This is a genomic window from Mucilaginibacter sp. NFX135 (assembly GCF_048565145.1).
Classification (GTDB): domain Bacteria; phylum Bacteroidota; class Bacteroidia; order Sphingobacteriales; family Sphingobacteriaceae; genus Mucilaginibacter.
The window spans coordinates 4505463-4521916 of sequence record NZ_CP183412.1 but is presented as its reverse complement, the minus strand read 5'-3'; the positions used below and the strand labels follow the sequence as shown (position 1 = coordinate 4521916).

Sequence of the window (16454 nt, the reverse complement as noted above, 5' to 3'; positions counted from 1 at the left end):
TCACTATAAAAACAAAAACCTTTAAACCAATGAAAGACGATTACAACAGCGGCCGCCCCGTGGATACCAACAGGCAAACCTATGCCTTTTTATATATCATTGTTGGTATACTCATTATTGCCGCATTGATTTTTTTATTTAAAAGCTCATTATTTGATAAAAGAACTGTTAATGCCCGGCTGCTAAAAGATGAGATATTTTTAAACGAAAACCTCGTATACTCAGACAATACAACTAATGCTAAAAGCTGGGTATGGGAGTTTGGTAATGGCGATAAATCAAACCTGCAAAACGGGAGTTATAAATTTAAACACGCCGGAGATTACATTGTACGAATTACTGTTGACGGTACCCTGAAGCAGCAGTTTCCGGTAAATGTTAAAGATACCATTGTTCAGTCTGTTGATACCCTAATGACGATCAACGGGCCTACCCAGGGAATTGTTAATGAACAAATCAGGCTTGAGGCTCAAGGTAATGCCCGGATATACGAATGGTCATTTGGTGAAACCGGCAGAGTTGATGTTAAAGGAGCCACCGCATTATATACCTACCATAATCCCGGTACTTATTTTATAAAATTAAGTACCGATAAAAGCAAACACCCCGTTTATCACCGTATGCTGATATCAAATCCTGATTCGACAGTTAACGCTATTGTAACGCCTGGTGAAGGGGAGCGAAGAGTAATCGACGACATCAGAGCGCATTTGCAAGCCATTGCCAATGGGGCCGATTTTAATACTAATTACTATTACCTCGTTAACAAATATTTCTGCGGTGATGAAAAAGTAACCGTTAACCTGGAAACCAACGGGGATAGTAAGCAAACCGACTTTTACTCATACTGTATGCGTCTTACTTTTGGTGGCGGGGTTAATATTGATGAAGCCCAGGTAACCCTAAGAGCCAAATCAAGCTGCTCAAGTATGCTTACTGTTAAACAACATTCGTCCACCTCGAATGCCGCTCCGAGAAGATCCAAATAATAAACCGCTATCAAATGAACCTAATATATGCACCTATCAAAATGAAAAATATTTTAATAATGTTACTGCTGCTTGGCTGTTTTTCGGTAAATGCGCAGTCGCCTGTATCCATAAGTAAGAAAGTAATAACGCTGCCCGCTGCATTTGAAAAGCCAAATGAGAATACCAATATTTATAACAGCGATGATAAGACCAGTTTACCATGGATAGTTTTCTCTGATCGTGATGAGAATTATACTTACACTTCTCCGGGAGGTACCCTGATCATGAAAAAATTAAAATTCATGGATCCTTTTTATGTAAGCGAAGAAAGAAATGGTTATATAAAACTCATCAAATATCAACCAGGAATGGTACAGGGCCGTAAACTCACTAATAAAAAATCGAGTCAGAGCTATGGCTGGATCAGTAAGTCGAAGGTTTTACTATGGCAGTCGGCATTCATTAATCAGGGCACTTATCCCAGTAAATATATAGCTGTTATCAGCGGTAAAAATCCATTGTTGATGCCCGGCTTTTACTATGATAAAACGGATTCATTGTATGTATTTACCTCGCCTGAGTTGGAACGTAAAAAAACAAAACTGGCATTAAATAATATTGTATATGTTTTCAAAAAGTCGGATGATGGCAAAAAAATGCTGGTTGGTTCTGAAGGACAGCTTGTAGCAGACAGTGCCGCCCGGAGCGTTTACGGCTGGGTAGCGGCCGACGCGTTACATAACTGGGGTAATCGCCTATACATTGGTTCGGCTAAAAATAATACCACTGATGTAGATGATTCAGCTACAACAGCTATTAATCAGGCTATATTGGTTGCTGCTCCGCCAACTACCAGCACTTACTTTAAATTTGATCCCCTCATAACACCGGATGAGCCGGTGCTTCGGAGTTTACCGGTAATTACGGGGAATGTGCTAAATCCTAATGATAAATTAGGGACCGGCCTGGCTGTAGATGTATATGATAAATCGAACAATAGTATTCTTAATGTTAAGGGTAGTCATCTTAAATACCTGGATTACCTGAACATACGAAAAAATATCCATCACATTAATGTTGTTTTTGTTGTTGATGGTGGCAGCACCATGCGTAATTATTTCTCTGGAATAACCAGTACTATCCAATCATTTGAAAATATATTTAATGCTCATATAAAAGGCAACCAGATAACGTATGGGGGGGTAGTATACAGAAATGCGAAGGATTGCCCTTCCGGAGGTATTAATAAATTAAACTTTACTACAGACTACCGGGAGCTGGTAAAGTATTTTGATAAACAAGCATCCGTAACCAATGGCTGCGGTACCACTTTGCAAAACCAGCCGTTATTTGAAGGAATAAATACAGCCCTGGCATTATTTAAAGGGCATACAAACGAAACCAATCTGATTGTACTGATAGGCACAACAGGATCAGCCGACTATAATGCTGATGATATTGCCAATGTAGCCGATCAGATAGCCTCTGCAGATGCCCGCTTATTGGCCATACAGGTATTTAGTGATTATAATCCCATCTATAATGATTTTGTGATACAGGCCAGGCGAATTGTTTCACAATCAGCCATAAAACTCGCCGATCTTAAAAAGCAGCGCATGATCACAGGCGAAGGCTTGAGCAATGTACAGCAGTTTAATACATCGCTTTCTGATTCTATCTCCTTTTATTTAGATTATCCTAAAAACAGCATGATACAGGGTGCTGTGGTTTTTCCACCAAAGGGCGTTGTGAAAACCAATCAGGCCATGCGTTTATCGGTCGACCGTTTGATGCGGGAGACAGATTATGACATCAATACCCAGGTGCATGCGCTGGATAGTGCTTTCAGGTTAACCGGACGGGAAAATCGTTTCGTGCAGCCAGGAGTGATTGCACAGGTAAGCCCTGTTGCGAATGACTTGGGCAATAACATGCCGCATAACGCTTTTAAGTATTTTATTAGTGCTGAGTTACCGACAAATATCGTAAGTCAGCATTCCGGCCAATTACAATATTTGCTGATATTAAATGAACAGGAGTATAACCAGTTAACCGATATACTGTCATTAATGATAGGCGAAAATTTGCAGCAGGATGCTTCTGATTATCGCAAAAAGTTGTTTAAAAATTATGTTGATATCATCCAGAAACGATTAAATCAAAAGATCTCAAAGGGTGATATTAAAGATATGCCGTTGAGCACATACTTTAAAACAGTTACCGGCTTGCCTTTGCCGGGGAAAAATAATTTCCAGAATACCAAAGTGGCCGATTTAAAAGGTGACATGCCTCAGGCACAGTTTGAGGGATACATTAAGTTTTTAGTGCACAGCAGCGAACAAGTTAAGCGCTCGGTGTTGGTTAACCAGCATTTTACATCAAATGGCAAAACTTATTTTTATATAACTCAGGCCAACCTGCAATAGCATGAACATAGTTAATCTCAGCGAATCAGTAAAAACAGCCGTTAGGGTGGCGCAATCACTTGCCAAAGAATATCACCATAAAGAGTTTGGCCCGGCGCACCTGTTAAAAGGGTTAATGCATCAGGAAGTAGGATTGCGTGGTATGCTGCAATCTTTGGGAAAAGATGCAGCTTATGTACAGGATTGGGCCGATGTGCGGATAGAAGAGTATGCACCTGCAATTAGTGTGCCCGACGAAATGCTGGGAAATAATGCCGTTAGGCAGGTATTTGAAGAGGCCGACAACGTACGTATTAAGCTTGGCGTCGATCTGATAGCCCCGGTTTGTGTGCTTATTGCACTGGTTAAACCCAATGTGGGTTTTGATGTGAATCAGCTCAAATCGTTCCCGGTAAAAGAAAAGGAGTTACTAGACATTTACCTAAGCAACGAGGAAATACAGCAAGTGGTGCAAACAACGGGAAATGAAAACGACGGTGGCGGACATACGCCAACAAAGTCAAACAGTGCTTTGCTGAAATATTGTATTGACCGTACCGAGTTGGCCCGGCGCGATAAGATAGACCCCATTATTGGCCGCGAGCGGGAAACCCGCATGGTCATGGAAATACTGAGCCGTCGTACCAAGCCTAATGTAATGATAACCGGTGATGCGGGGGTGGGTAAAACAGCCCTGGTGGATGGTTTTGCTTTGGATATTGTAAATAACCAGGTGCCCAATTCATTAAAGGATGTACAACTGTACGAGCTAGATCTGGGCTCATTAATAGCCGGGGCTTCTTATAAAGGCGAGATTGAAGATCGGCTGAAGAATATTCTTCGGGAGTTAAAGCAGCTGGATAAAGCCATTCTATTTATTGACGAGATCCACACACTGTTAGACAATAAAGGGCCGATAGGTGGTGGTGTAGGTAACTTGCTCAAACCGGAATTAGCCCGGGGCGAAATAACCGTAATAGGCGCTACTACTATTGATGAGTATCGTAAAGTTATTGAGCCCGAACAGGCTTTTAGTCGCCGTTTTGAGGTGTTACAGGTAAATGAGCCGGATACGGCCACTGCCATAAAAATGCTTAAAAAGCTGGTGCCCCGTTATGAGGCACATCATAACCTGAAAGTGGATGCTAATGCGGCAGAAGAGTGCGTGCGTTTGGCGCAGCGCTATCTGAAAGACAGGCGCCTGCCCGACGCCGCTTTTGATCTGCTTGATCGTACCATGGCCGCCATCCGGTTAATGAATGATACTTCGGTTACCTCATTGGCAGAACTGCGTACCCGTTTTGAGGAGCTTAAAAACAGCAAAGACGATTCCGAACTGATAATATCTTATAAATGGTTATACTCTTTGCTCCGTAATAAGATAAGTGCCGTGTTACTGGGCCAACTGGAAGACGAAACCCAGGTGGAAAGCCTGGAAACCCCAGAAGAGTTTAATGCTTATTTTGAAAGAAATATAAGTCAGTTGGAAACTTTGGCTGGTAATAAAACCGAAGTGGTTGATAAGCAGGATATCGCGGCCATTATATCTTATAAAACAGGCATCCCCTTAGGCAAGATACAAGCCCAGGAAAAAGAAAGGCTTTTAAATATGGAAGGCTTTTTAAAGAAACGTGTAGTAGGGCAGGATCAGGCTTTGAAAGCCGTATCGGATGCTATTCTGGAATCGCGGAGTGGTTTAAATAAAAAGGGGCAACCCATCGGTTCGTTCTTTTTACTCGGTCCAACCGGCACAGGTAAAACCGAGCTGGCTAAATCTATCGCGGAGTTTCTGTTCAACGACGAAAAAGCCATGATCCGGTTTGATATGTCGGAGTTTAAAGAAGAGCATTCCGCAGCATTATTATACGGAGCGCCTCCGGGATATGTGGGATACGAAGAAGGCGGCCTCCTGGTAAATAAGATCCGGCAGCAACCGTATTCGGTGGTATTGTTTGATGAGATCGAGAAAGCGCACCCTTCGGTATTCGATATCTTTTTACAGATACTGGACGAAGGACACATGCATGACAGGCTGGGGAAAGAGGGTGATTTTTCAAACGCGTTGATCCTGTTTACCTCCAACATTGGCAGTGAATGGGTAGCAGGCGAGATACAAAAAGGGAACATGCCCACATCATCACAATTAATGGAAGTAATGGGTAAAAATTTTCGTCCGGAGTTTTTAGCCCGCCTGTCTGAAATTGTACCATTTGCACCGATATCCGAAGAAAATGTAGTGCGGATATTTGACATTCAACTCAAAAGCCTGGTTCAGGCACTCGAAAAAATGGGCATCGGTATGCAGATCAGTGATGAGGCCAAGAGCATGTTGGCTTTAAAAGGTTTTACACCCAAATACGGCGCCAGGCAGTTATCTGGCGTGATCCGCAATCAGCTCAGACGACCTATATCGCGATATATTATTTCTGGGGAGTTAAAAAAGGGAAATAGCGTGATCATAAGTAAAAATACAGGTGTTGATGAGCTGTTATGGGATATTAAGTAACTCTTTTTGAAAGAATTAAGACACAGTAAAACAATTTACGAGTAATTACATTATTAATATTTACAATTCTATACTTATCATTTAATTAAGAAATTATGTTTAACTACGAAATAGGAGGAAACGAGAAGAAAGTCGATACCTCAGAAGCATTTAATGATATAGCCCCCAATAAAACATTATTTATCCAAAAACTTACAGATAATGAACCGCTTAGGCCGGAAAAGGTAGAAGGGTTGAAAAATGTGGAAGAGGTATTTGGACATTACAAACCTAAAGTTAATGTAGCGCTTGATAAAATAGACGGATCAAGCATTAACGAAACTTTTCATTTTGCCAACCTGGGCGATTTTGCTCCAAAAAGATTGGTTCAGCAAAGTAATTATCTGCGTAAGCTCAATATTCAGCGCGAAATGTATCAGAATATTATTAAGCAGTTAAAAACAAACAAAACGTTAAAAACAACCCTTGATAATGCCGAAACCAAACAGGCTTTTATTGACGCGCTGAAGGGTATAGTTAAAGAGTTGGAGCAATAATAACCTAAACAAATAAAAATACGATCATGGCAACACCCAACGAGCAGATACTTAATGATCAGTCATCTGGTCAGGCTTATAAACCAAAAGAAAAAGAGGAGCTATCGCTATCATCCAGTCTTGATAAACTTTCACGTGTAGGTGGATTCGATCTATTGGAATCCGCTATTGAAGGCTTACAGAATCTTAATCCCGAACGCAAGGCCCGTAAACAAATATTTTTAACCGACGACGAAAAGAAGGCGGAGCGCGAAGAACTGAAATTAAAGCTTGAGCAATGGATTGAGGCTTTGGAAAATGGAGATTCGGTAAGTAACATTATTGAAAAAAGTACCGAAAACCTGCAAAGTACCGAAGAGAATTTAAACCGGAACCTGCTGAATACGCTACAGGCTACCCGTGAGCTGGAGCAGGCTTATCGCTCGGTTCATTTGTTTTATAAAAATACAGAAGCCGATAAATTGAAAAATGTGGTGGTAATGAATGCTTCGCTTGATCAGTTGAAAGAACTGGACAACCCACGGTTTATTGAGTTTACCGCCAATGAGTTAAAGCAAAATTACGATCGCCTGGATCTGCGTCAAAACTATTCTATACTGGTTATCCCAGGCTACCTGGGTTCTAATAAAGTGGTGGAGCGCTGGTCAAAAATAGCATATGATAACAAGGTAATGCTGGTTACCGATTTTGCCGATCTGGAACAGCCGGATGACGTGTTAGATCTGTTTACCGCAGCTAACCTAACCGGGGGAGATGCCTTTAAATCAAATACTATCATGACCTGTAACTGGCTGGTTGGTCGCGGCAAGGTATCTGAAGCCGGAGAAGAGGATGATCTGTATGTGCCGGGTTCTGCAGCATTGGCCGGTAAAATGTACTATACGTTGATGTCGCAGGTTACAGCAGGGAAAAAACATGGTGCTGTAAACGAGGTTGATGGTGTACGGTTTGACCTGAAGAAAAGCGAGATATCACATCTTGAACGCGTAGGGTTGGTGCCTATGGTTAATGAATACGGTAAAGTGATGGCGTTTTCGGCCAAAACATTGTTTAATGGTGATAATATCGGACTTCAGACATACTCCGTAGTTCGCGTATTTGATTATATCACTAAAGTATTGTTCGACTTTTTGAACCGTCGCGCTTTTGAAAACTGGAACTCCAAAACCGAGCAGGACCTGCGCTCACAAATTGTAAAATTTCTGGATAATATTCAAGGCCCCGATAGATTGATCGAACGTTTTAAGATCATTCGTTTTGAACGTGACGAACAACAGAAAGATCGCATTCATTTGGATATCAATATTATACCTTATTTCCCGGCAAAAAGCTTCGTAGTGAAGCTTGATGGCCAGAAAGGTGATGATGACAGTACTACCTGGGATACCGAATATAAGCAACAATAATAACTACAAAAGAGCCATTTAACATTCGTCAAATGGCTCTTTTGTTTGATGTTAATTTAAGTTCGCTATTAGCTTTATTTATTGTTAAATACTGGCTATGTTTGTAGCCAATGAGGCAACTGTTGATCATTAACGCAGACATTAATAAAGGCGAAAATACGGCCGCATTGATCGGCGCTTATAAAGATGGGGCAGAGGCGGCGCAGAGTGTGGTAAAAGAACTGATTATTGCCGACTTGAAGTTTAATCCTAATAAACAGTTTGCCCCACCCAATACCGTTACGGAGCCTGATCTGCTACAATCTATCAATATGTTAAAGTGGGCAACGCACATCGCTATTTTTTGCCCGGTATATAAAGATTCCATTAATACCCGTATCAAAGGTTTTTTTGACCGCATATTTATGCCAGACCAGGTATTTATAAGTTCTGCAGGACGTCTGGATATTAACTTTAGTGGAAAATCTGCCAGAATAATATCTATACTGGATGAACCGGCCTGGGACGACTGGAAAAAAAATCAACATCCCACTTACCTGGCTATCAAAAAAACTATCCTTGAAAAGCGGCAGATAAAACCCGTACACACCAGTACCATAGGGCATTTATACTCCTTGCAAAACGAATACAGCAAAAAATGGCTGCAAAAATTATATTCGTTTGGCTTAAAGCTTATTTGATAGAAAAATAATATTTAGCAAAACAATAATAATTCTTATTTGTAGTTATAAAGAATACAGAAAAACTGTATTCTTTTAAATTATTAACCTTTAAAATTTATCGTTATGGCTTTCAAAGCAAGATTAAATTTTTCGGGCAAGGATTATGATGTACTTACTTGCTCGTATGCGCTTAACCGCGATGTTGATTCAAAAGGACGCCCTTCCTCTGGCGTTTATGGTGGTACGATCGATATCGAGATCGAATCAACCGAAGACACTTCCATCATCGAGTCGATGGTAAACAACCAGTACAAACCTATTGCAGGTACTTTGCTGATCAAAAAATCTGAAGAAGATGCTAAAATGAAGGAGCTTTCTTTTGAAGATGGTTACATTGTAAAGTATTCTGAGGGGATTGACATTACTGGATCCACTCCAATGAGCCTGAAGTTTGTGATCTCTGCACGTAAGCTTAAATTAGGCAGTGCCGAGCATGTAAATGACTGGCCGGGCAAAAATTAAATTAATTAATTTTTTTTGACCAAATTGAGCTGGTATTTAAACACCAGGACGTTTTTTTAATTTCAAAATTTTAGAATTATGGCTTTCAAAGCAAGAATTAATCTCGGATCAAAAGAATTTGATGTGCTGCAGTGCAGCTTTTCATTAAACAGGGATGTGGACGCAAAAGGCCGTCCATCATCAGGTGTTTATGGTGGTACCATACAGGTTGAGGTTGAATCAACTGAGGATACATCGGTTATCGAATCAATGGTTAATAATCAATACAAACCCATCAACGGAACGATTACCTTCAAAAAATCAGACGAAGACGCTAAAATGAAGGAGTTGACTTTTGAAGAAGGTTACATTATCCAGTATAATGAAGGTATATCTATCATTGGAAACAACCCAATGTCATTAAGCTTTGTTATATCGGCACGCAAGCTAAAAATGGGTAATGCCCAGCACGAAAACGATTGGCCTAAGTAAAAAAGACTAAGCTTATTAACGGAGGGTATAGTTATATCCTCCGTTAATTTTCTTCCCGCACATCAATTATAATCTATAATAAAAACCGTCCCTGGGTTATCTATGTATATTTTATTGGATAGTAAAATTTAATGAAAAGTGTACTCAGTATATGCAAACTTATTATTGTGCTAATAGGCATGAGCTTTTTAGCTGTAATTAGTGCTTGTAACTCACCGATAACAGGCTCAAGCCAGCAAAAGGAGGTGAAGGCTTTAAAAATGATTGACAAAAATACCTTATTAAGTATAGTGGCCGACCTTTCAACAAACATGTCAAAACAACATTGTTCTGTTATGGAAGCAATAGAGGTTTTAAAACCCTATTCGTCGACTTATAAAATTAATATAGAACATATTACCAAACCATTTAACAGCAGTAAGGAATACCTAAGTGTTTATTTTGTAAAAAGTGATAAGGATACTTCAAAAATATTTTTTTGTTCGCTCGTACCCCCACAACCTATTTATAAACAAATTACATTTAATGATTTTAAGAAAAAGTTTGGGGATTGGGAAAAAACACCCTTGAATGCAAGACCTAAAGAAGCTCCTTATATACTTACATCGTTCAGTTATAGAAATGCTCCCAATATATCAATATTGGTTGAAAGCAAAAAACTACCAGAATACAGCGACAATAGCATTGAGCAAATAAAAATTACACCATCGAGATTATGAACATCAATTTTTTAATAAAAATAAAAGAGTTTGATGCTCATGGAGGCCCTGCAACTAAAACGATGGGTGGAGACGGGCATGAAATGACACCCACCACTGCTGGACGATTTGTTATAGCCAGTATTGAAAAACACGTTAGCTATGGTAAATATGCTTTATGGTCTGGAGTGCCTTGGGGTGCGGGTTTAAAATTTATTAATAATGTTACTTATGTTGATGTAAGTAATAAGGGCCTGTGGAAAAGGTTAACCGTTTACAGACCTTTATGGTTAAAAACATACAAAACAGAAGATGCGATTACCAGGGCCATTCTTGATTACTGGGTAACAATAGGGTTTGCCACCTATGCAGGCAATCATGTTGCATTGTATGGTATGCAAACACCCGACAGATGGGTTTTTAATGATTTTGGGCATATATCCGTAAAGTATTTTAGGGATACCAACTATAATGGGGTTTTAGACAAAAATGAAAGTATCCTTGGCGATTTTATACATACCATTCCGAGTAGCGAGGCCATTAGTTATTATAACAGTACGAGACAAACAAATCAATCGAAGTTTGTAGTTGATTTACCCGGCTCACATGGATGTATCCATGTAAAGCCTACTGATGTTGATACCATGATCGGATCGGGCTACTTAAAAAAAGGACAGGTAATAGTTGTACATGGCTATAACGAAAAGGTGATGCCGACAACCATCAAACCAGATAAATACACCAGGAAAGGTTATGAAGCTCATTTTTTTCCTGGCCTGTTTAAGATCGCGATATATAAAATCACCTAAACCGTATATTATATCATAAAATAAAAGCAGATAAAACAACACAAAACCCAAATCAAACCATTGTATAATATATAATATTAAATAAGTTATTTCTGCCTGTAACCACCTAAGCCCAATGGAATTATATACAAAATTATGGAAAAGAAACTATCAGTTGATATAAACATTGAAGGTACTCCAATAACGCACTTCTCAACATTTAGCCTTGATCAGCGTTTTAATGAGCACCATACCTTTCAATTGCGTTTTAATCATGATCAGGTTGAAGAATATAATGCGGTAACCCTGCAAAATTCTAAGGATTTTATCGGCAAAAATATAACCGTACAGTTTGGTGCAGTTGGCGGCAGCGAAAACATTTTTAGCGGGATAGTAACCAGGGTTGAATTATCACAAAGCCACGGCTTTCTTGGTGATATTGTGGTGAGCGGCTTTAGTCCAGGGATATTGATTGACCGTGGACCCGATCTGGGATCATACTTGAATAAGGATCTGAAAACCATTATTCAACTGGCCACACAGGACGCTCCGCAAAATGATTTGAAACTTAATATTAAGCCAACCAACACAACACCCATTGATTATATCATCCAATATCGCGAAAGTGATTACGACTTTATCAATCGCCTGTCGGCAGAGTATCACGAATGGTTTTATTATGACGGTCAGAAATTAAACTTTGGTAAGCCGGATAAACTGGATGAAGTGAACCTTATTTACGGTCGTGACCTGCATAGTTTGCAATATGCAATGCAGATAGCGCCGTTAAAACAGAATAAGTTTGCTTATAACCCAAAGCAAGATGAACTGTTAACTGCCGAACCACAGGGCGTGGCAGGTGGCAATCCGGATGTGGCGCATGCTGTTGAAGCATCAAATAAAGTATATAGTAAGGTTTATAACGGACCTATCGATGTAAGGGTAAACTCCAAAAAAGAGATCAACGATTTTGTAAATAATAAACAAAAAGCGCAGGTATCAGAATTGGTTAATATTATCGGTCACGGTGATAATCCGCAGGTTGGATTGGGTAAAGTACTTAATGTAAGTATGAGTATGCGCGGAAATTCGGGCTTTGAGGTACAGGATTTTGGCAAGTTCCTGGTAACAGGGGTTCATCACCAGGTTGATGGGGTGGGTCACTATCAAAATACTTTTGAAGGGGTAACAGCCGACACAGAACGTATAAAGGTGAATGCGATGATTAAACCCAATCCAGATATGCAACTGGCCGATGTAATTGATAATGCTGATCCCGATGGGCATGGACGTATTAAGGTGAAATTTAAATGGCAATGCCAATCCAATGATGTTACAGAATGGTTAAGGGTGGTTGCACCGGATGCGGGCAGTTCTGATAAAGTAAGCAAGAACCGTGGGTTCGTTTTTATCCCTGAGATCGGCGATCAGGTTTTAGTTGCGTTTGAAGAAGGCAATATCGCCAGGCCTATTATTATCGGCAGTATGTTTAGTGGTAAAACCGGTGGCGGCGGCAGCCAAAGTAATAAAGTTAAGGCGCTCACTACCCGAAGTGGCAATACAGTAATATTAGATGATAGCAATGGCAGTGTTAACGTTAAAGATCCGAGCGGAAATGTGGTAACGCTTAATGGTGATGGAACTGTAACCATTTCTGCGCCCAATACCATTACCCTGGTATCAAAAGATATTAATATTAATGCGGGGAATAGTATAAATATAACCGCCGCACCGGCGAAAGAAGGTGGTGGCGATGGCATAATTAACGTGACGGCTAAAAAATCGATCGGGGTTACTGCGCAGGATGAGGGAATAACCACCAATGCAAAAAAAGATATTTCTTTCACCAGCCAAACAGAGAGTGTAAAACTATCTGCTACGGCAAAAGACGTAACTATGGATGCCCCAGCGGGTAAAATTGCTGCTTCAGGCAAAACTGCCGAGATCACCTCAGTTGATAAAATGAATATCGATGGCGGTAGTTTAGCACATATCATCGCGGCTGATGTTGAAATTAATCAATCCTGATCATGAAATTATCATTTGCAACCGATTTTGAAAGTGCCTGGTATCAGGTTACCTCATCTAATCGTACTATAACCGGTACAAAAGTATTAGAGTTTGTACAGGACAGGTGGGTGCGCGTAAGATTGATAGATCAGGACGAGAAACAGCGTATTTTTGAGTATACTTTGCTTGATCAGCACATGGAAGGATCGGCGTTGATCCACGAGTGGGCGGCCGATATGGAATGGCTGCAATCGCCGGTACAGATCATTACCGACCCCGAGGGAAAATTTATCGGCATCAATAATTTTAACCATTTTATTACCCGATGGAATAATGGTTACCGGGCGAAAATTGCCAATAAATACCAAAATCATGAAGGCATTCATGTACTGCTCTCTGAGACTGAAAAATTACTGCAGGACCCCAAACGGTTTTTGCAAAGCTTTATGGGTTATAGCCATTACCGGTGTTTTTTTCAACCCTTTTACAGAACGTTGGAGGCCGCAGAAAAATATCCGGTGTTGTTTAAAGGTTTTTTTGGCTTGGTTGATCTCCCGTTAATCATTGATGCGCATAACCAACAGACAGGCAATAGGATAAAGATAACCAATAATGCTGCCGTTGACAACGAAAAGTTTGACCGGAGATCTTTTGTCCGAATGATGAAAGACCTGACCAACATGTACGATTTAAAGGTTGATTTACAAACAGAGATGGAGGAAATATACCAGTTTAACAATAGTGTATTGCAAAGCGCCGATCTATATTTACAATTACATGTACCTTCATTTTACACTGTTGCAAGCGCGCATCAATGTAAACGGATTGAGCAAGCCGAGTTGCCGGAGTCAGGCAGCTGGAAAGGAAGTAGTCTTATAAATAATTCGTTAATAGTATAATAAGAAGGAAGTGTTACACCGTCTTAAAGTTATATAAGATGTCAAAGAAATATATCCCGGATAACAGCTGCCTCACTTGCGATAAAGGTTCAAGCCCATGCAGGCTAAAGGTAACTCATCATAACAATACCAAAATATATGGTGAGTATTTGGCCAGTGAAATGGACATGATCCCCGGCGAAAATATTCAGCCAATGGGCAGGTGTTCAGCTACGGGTGGTCCTTGTCAGTTTGAACCGATCTACTGGGATAAAACTAATAAAGGGGTAAAGGTAAATGGTTATAAACTATTATTTGAAGACGCGAACCTGCTTTGTAAAAAGGGAGGTAAAATAAAGGTGGATTTTAATGCGCCCAGCAGAAGCAGCAACGGAGCGTTAACAGGCTTGGGTGCAGGTGTATTTACTTATGGCGATTACACCAATACTTTAGATATATTACAACGGGGCACTATTTACGATGTTGAAAATGGTAAACTGAGTTTGGTGCGCCCTAACAGCGCAAGCGACTACCGCAGGCAAGGTAACTATGGCGAAATGAAAGATAATGTTTACCACAGGCAGCAGGGATACCGCGATGTAAGAAGCGAACACCCGCTAATAAACATTGATAAGCCTACAGCCTCTGGTATAGACGGTGCTTATGCAAAAGGCAATGAGCTTAAAATAACCGATACCAAATATAATACGGCTACTATAGCCAATACCAACAACGGGCGTGAGTTAAGTGCCCGTTGGACCAGGAACCATATTGATAACAACGGGGCTATTAATCCGGCCGATGAAGAGGCATTCGCAAGGGCTAATAATAATGGTACGCTTACACGGGAGGTCACTAAAGTAAGGCCCGATGGGACCATGTCTTCCGAAACTATGAATGACAGAGGCTTTAAGGCTACCAGGGGACAAAGTGAGGCATTGGAGATCCAAACCTCAAGAGCAGGCAACATGATGAATAGTGTCCGCTCGTCCCTGCGCAATTCAAAAGCATTAACGGCGCTTTCTGAATCAAATTTCTCCCAGACAGTGCGCAGCAGTAGATATGCTACCGGAGCTAATGATGGTTTGTTTAAAGCAAGTCAGGCAATTGCCAGATCACCAGCGTTAAGCGTTGCTGGTAAGGTGGCCGGGCGGGGTCTTATCGTTGTTGGTGTTGCTATTGATGCATATAACATATATTCGGCCTACGAAGAAGAAGGTGGCTTTGGTGAAAAAACGAAAGAGGCTGTTGGTGGTGCCGCTGGCGGGCTTGCCGGCGGAATAGCCGGAGCAGAACTGGGTGCTATCATCGGTACCGCTATATGCCCTGGCGTTGGCACGGTTGTAGGGGGAATAGTTGGAGGGGTGATAGGGGGAATTGCCGGTAGTGGCTTGGGCAAAACAATTGCAAGTTGGTTTTAAACATAATAATATAAAAAATGGGTTTTTTTAACAGCATATTTGGAAATTCTAAGGCCGAAACCGCAAAACCGATCAGGGCTCAGTTTAAAGACGAGGCTTTTTTTGATTTAATGATCAAAAAGAAACAGCGTAACCTGGAAATGTATTCGGAAGATAATGAAAAACTTAAGAGTGAAGGCAAACTTAAACCATATAATCACTGGATAATTGCTATGGAATATCTTGATCTCGTGTACATCAATTACTCGATGAACAAAGATATTAGCACATGCTATAACGACTTTTTAAAGGCTACCGATTATTATGGTATAAGCTGGGATGCAGACGCCTTCTATGCCGATATGATCGATATGGTTTCCCTGGGTTATCTGTTAAACATCCCCGACGGAAATTTCAAAAAGATTGTTGATTACATTTCCCAGTCCGATGAAGGATCGAGCTTTGAAGAGTGGAAACCGGATGGTTTGCTTTGGTATATCATCAACGCCAAAAGTTCCACCGAAAAAATACCAGATGACGTGATTTATAAAAATCTGTATAGCGATATATTTGCATTGACCAAACTGCCCAAAAATGAGGCCGAAAAGGCTATGAAAACTTATTTGGAAAACTGGTACAGGCTGCATAAAGATGATCCATGGTACGACGCTCATAAAAAAGAACGCGCATACAGAGGGTATTGGTGCTGGGAGGCCGGTGCCATAACTAAAATAATGGGTCTTGATGATAGCAGCTATAAAGACAACCCGTATTACCCTTATGATATGGTACATTGGAAGGACTAAACATCCCAATCAGCCGTATTTGTCTTAACGAAGAGACTTAAATTTGACATTTATTACAAAAGTAAAACGCCATCGCTTATGTTAAACAAAAATGATAAATTGGCAGAAATTCTTTGAAAAACAAATATTTATATTTAATTTAAAGTTGAATTTACAGTTATTAAAAAGCAGTGCGACATTCGTGATGACAAGTGTGCGGTATATGTGTAACTAAAAGATAATCAAACAAATAGGAGAGTGGGTTCGAATCCCTCCCTCACCGCTGGTTACTTACTCAAAACACATCAGAAGCCTGTAAATCAAACGATTACAGGCTTCTGTTTTTTACCGGAACCAACAAAACTTGTCCGAATTCGCAAAGTTATAGTGAGTTATTCGTGAGTCTTTTTTGCGTG

Annotated in this window: 14 protein-coding genes; all 14 read left to right on the top strand. The window is 40.4% G+C overall.

The features are described from left to right. Nucleotides 1–29: 29 nt before the first annotated feature. The 14 genes from ACNURT_RS18770 to ACNURT_RS18705 all read left to right on the top strand — a co-directional run bounded on the left by ACNURT_RS18770 (nucleotide 30) and on the right by ACNURT_RS18705 (nucleotide 16059). The gene (locus ACNURT_RS18770) at nucleotides 30–989 is read left to right on the top strand and encodes a PKD domain-containing protein (RefSeq protein ID WP_370996589.1); all 960 of its coding nucleotides are present in this window, start codon (nucleotides 30–32) and stop codon (nucleotides 987–989) included. Nucleotides 990–1030: 41 nt separating this feature from the next. Then, complete coding sequence (gene tssR / locus ACNURT_RS18765; protein ID WP_419699025.1) at nucleotides 1031–3397, top strand: type VI secretion system protein TssR domain-containing protein; 2367 nt, start codon at nucleotides 1031–1033, stop codon at nucleotides 3395–3397. A gap of 1 nt (nucleotide 3398) precedes the next feature. Then, nucleotides 3399–5882 carry an ATP-dependent Clp protease ATP-binding subunit gene (locus tag ACNURT_RS18760; protein WP_419699024.1) on the top strand — a complete coding sequence of 828 codons (2484 nt, stop codon included), beginning with the start codon at nucleotides 3399–3401 and terminating at the stop codon, nucleotides 5880–5882. A 95-nt stretch (nucleotides 5883–5977) separates the two neighbouring features. After that, complete coding sequence (locus ACNURT_RS18755) at nucleotides 5978–6418, top strand: type VI secretion system contractile sheath small subunit (protein WP_370996592.1); 441 nt, start codon at nucleotides 5978–5980, stop codon at nucleotides 6416–6418. Nucleotides 6419–6444: 26 nt separating this feature from the next. Beyond that, nucleotides 6445–7824 carry a DUF5458 family protein gene (locus ACNURT_RS18750; RefSeq protein WP_419699023.1) on the top strand — a complete coding sequence of 460 codons (1380 nt, stop codon included), beginning with the start codon at nucleotides 6445–6447 and terminating at the stop codon, nucleotides 7822–7824. Between the two features lie 110 nt (nucleotides 7825–7934). Then, nucleotides 7935–8504, top strand: a complete 570-nt coding sequence (locus tag ACNURT_RS18745; RefSeq protein ID WP_419699022.1) for an NAD(P)H-dependent oxidoreductase — start codon at nucleotides 7935–7937, stop codon at nucleotides 8502–8504. A 105-nt stretch (nucleotides 8505–8609) separates the two neighbouring features. Next, entirely contained in the window at nucleotides 8610–9008 is a 399-nt protein-coding gene (gene tssD / locus ACNURT_RS18740) for a type VI secretion system tube protein TssD (protein ID WP_076376521.1), read from the top strand. A gap of 78 nt (nucleotides 9009–9086) precedes the next feature. Then, on the top strand, nucleotides 9087–9479 hold the full coding sequence (gene tssD / locus ACNURT_RS18735; RefSeq protein WP_370996595.1) for a type VI secretion system tube protein TssD: 393 nt from the start codon (nucleotides 9087–9089) through the stop codon (nucleotides 9477–9479). A 131-nt stretch (nucleotides 9480–9610) separates the two neighbouring features. Next, on the top strand, nucleotides 9611–10198 hold the full coding sequence (locus ACNURT_RS18730) for a hypothetical protein (protein ID WP_419699021.1): 588 nt from the start codon (nucleotides 9611–9613) through the stop codon (nucleotides 10196–10198). Then, the gene (locus ACNURT_RS18725) at nucleotides 10195–10986 is read left to right on the top strand and encodes a hypothetical protein (protein WP_419699020.1); all 792 of its coding nucleotides are present in this window, start codon (nucleotides 10195–10197) and stop codon (nucleotides 10984–10986) included. The genes ACNURT_RS18730 and ACNURT_RS18725 overlap by 4 nt, the downstream gene beginning before the upstream one ends. A gap of 135 nt (nucleotides 10987–11121) precedes the next feature. Continuing rightward, nucleotides 11122–12993, top strand: a complete 1872-nt coding sequence (locus tag ACNURT_RS18720; RefSeq protein ID WP_419699019.1) for a type VI secretion system Vgr family protein — start codon at nucleotides 11122–11124, stop codon at nucleotides 12991–12993. Nucleotides 12994–12995: 2 nt separating this feature from the next. Continuing rightward, nucleotides 12996–13874: a hypothetical protein gene (locus ACNURT_RS18715; protein ID WP_419699018.1), complete on the top strand. Its 879-nt coding sequence runs from the start codon at nucleotides 12996–12998 to the stop codon at nucleotides 13872–13874. Between the two features lie 38 nt (nucleotides 13875–13912). Then, on the top strand, nucleotides 13913–15274 hold the full coding sequence (locus ACNURT_RS18710) for a PAAR-like protein (protein WP_419699017.1): 1362 nt from the start codon (nucleotides 13913–13915) through the stop codon (nucleotides 15272–15274). A gap of 17 nt (nucleotides 15275–15291) precedes the next feature. Continuing rightward, nucleotides 15292–16059 carry a PoNe immunity protein domain-containing protein gene (locus ACNURT_RS18705; RefSeq protein ID WP_419699016.1) on the top strand — a complete coding sequence of 256 codons (768 nt, stop codon included), beginning with the start codon at nucleotides 15292–15294 and terminating at the stop codon, nucleotides 16057–16059. Nucleotides 16060–16454: the final 395 nt, after the last annotated feature.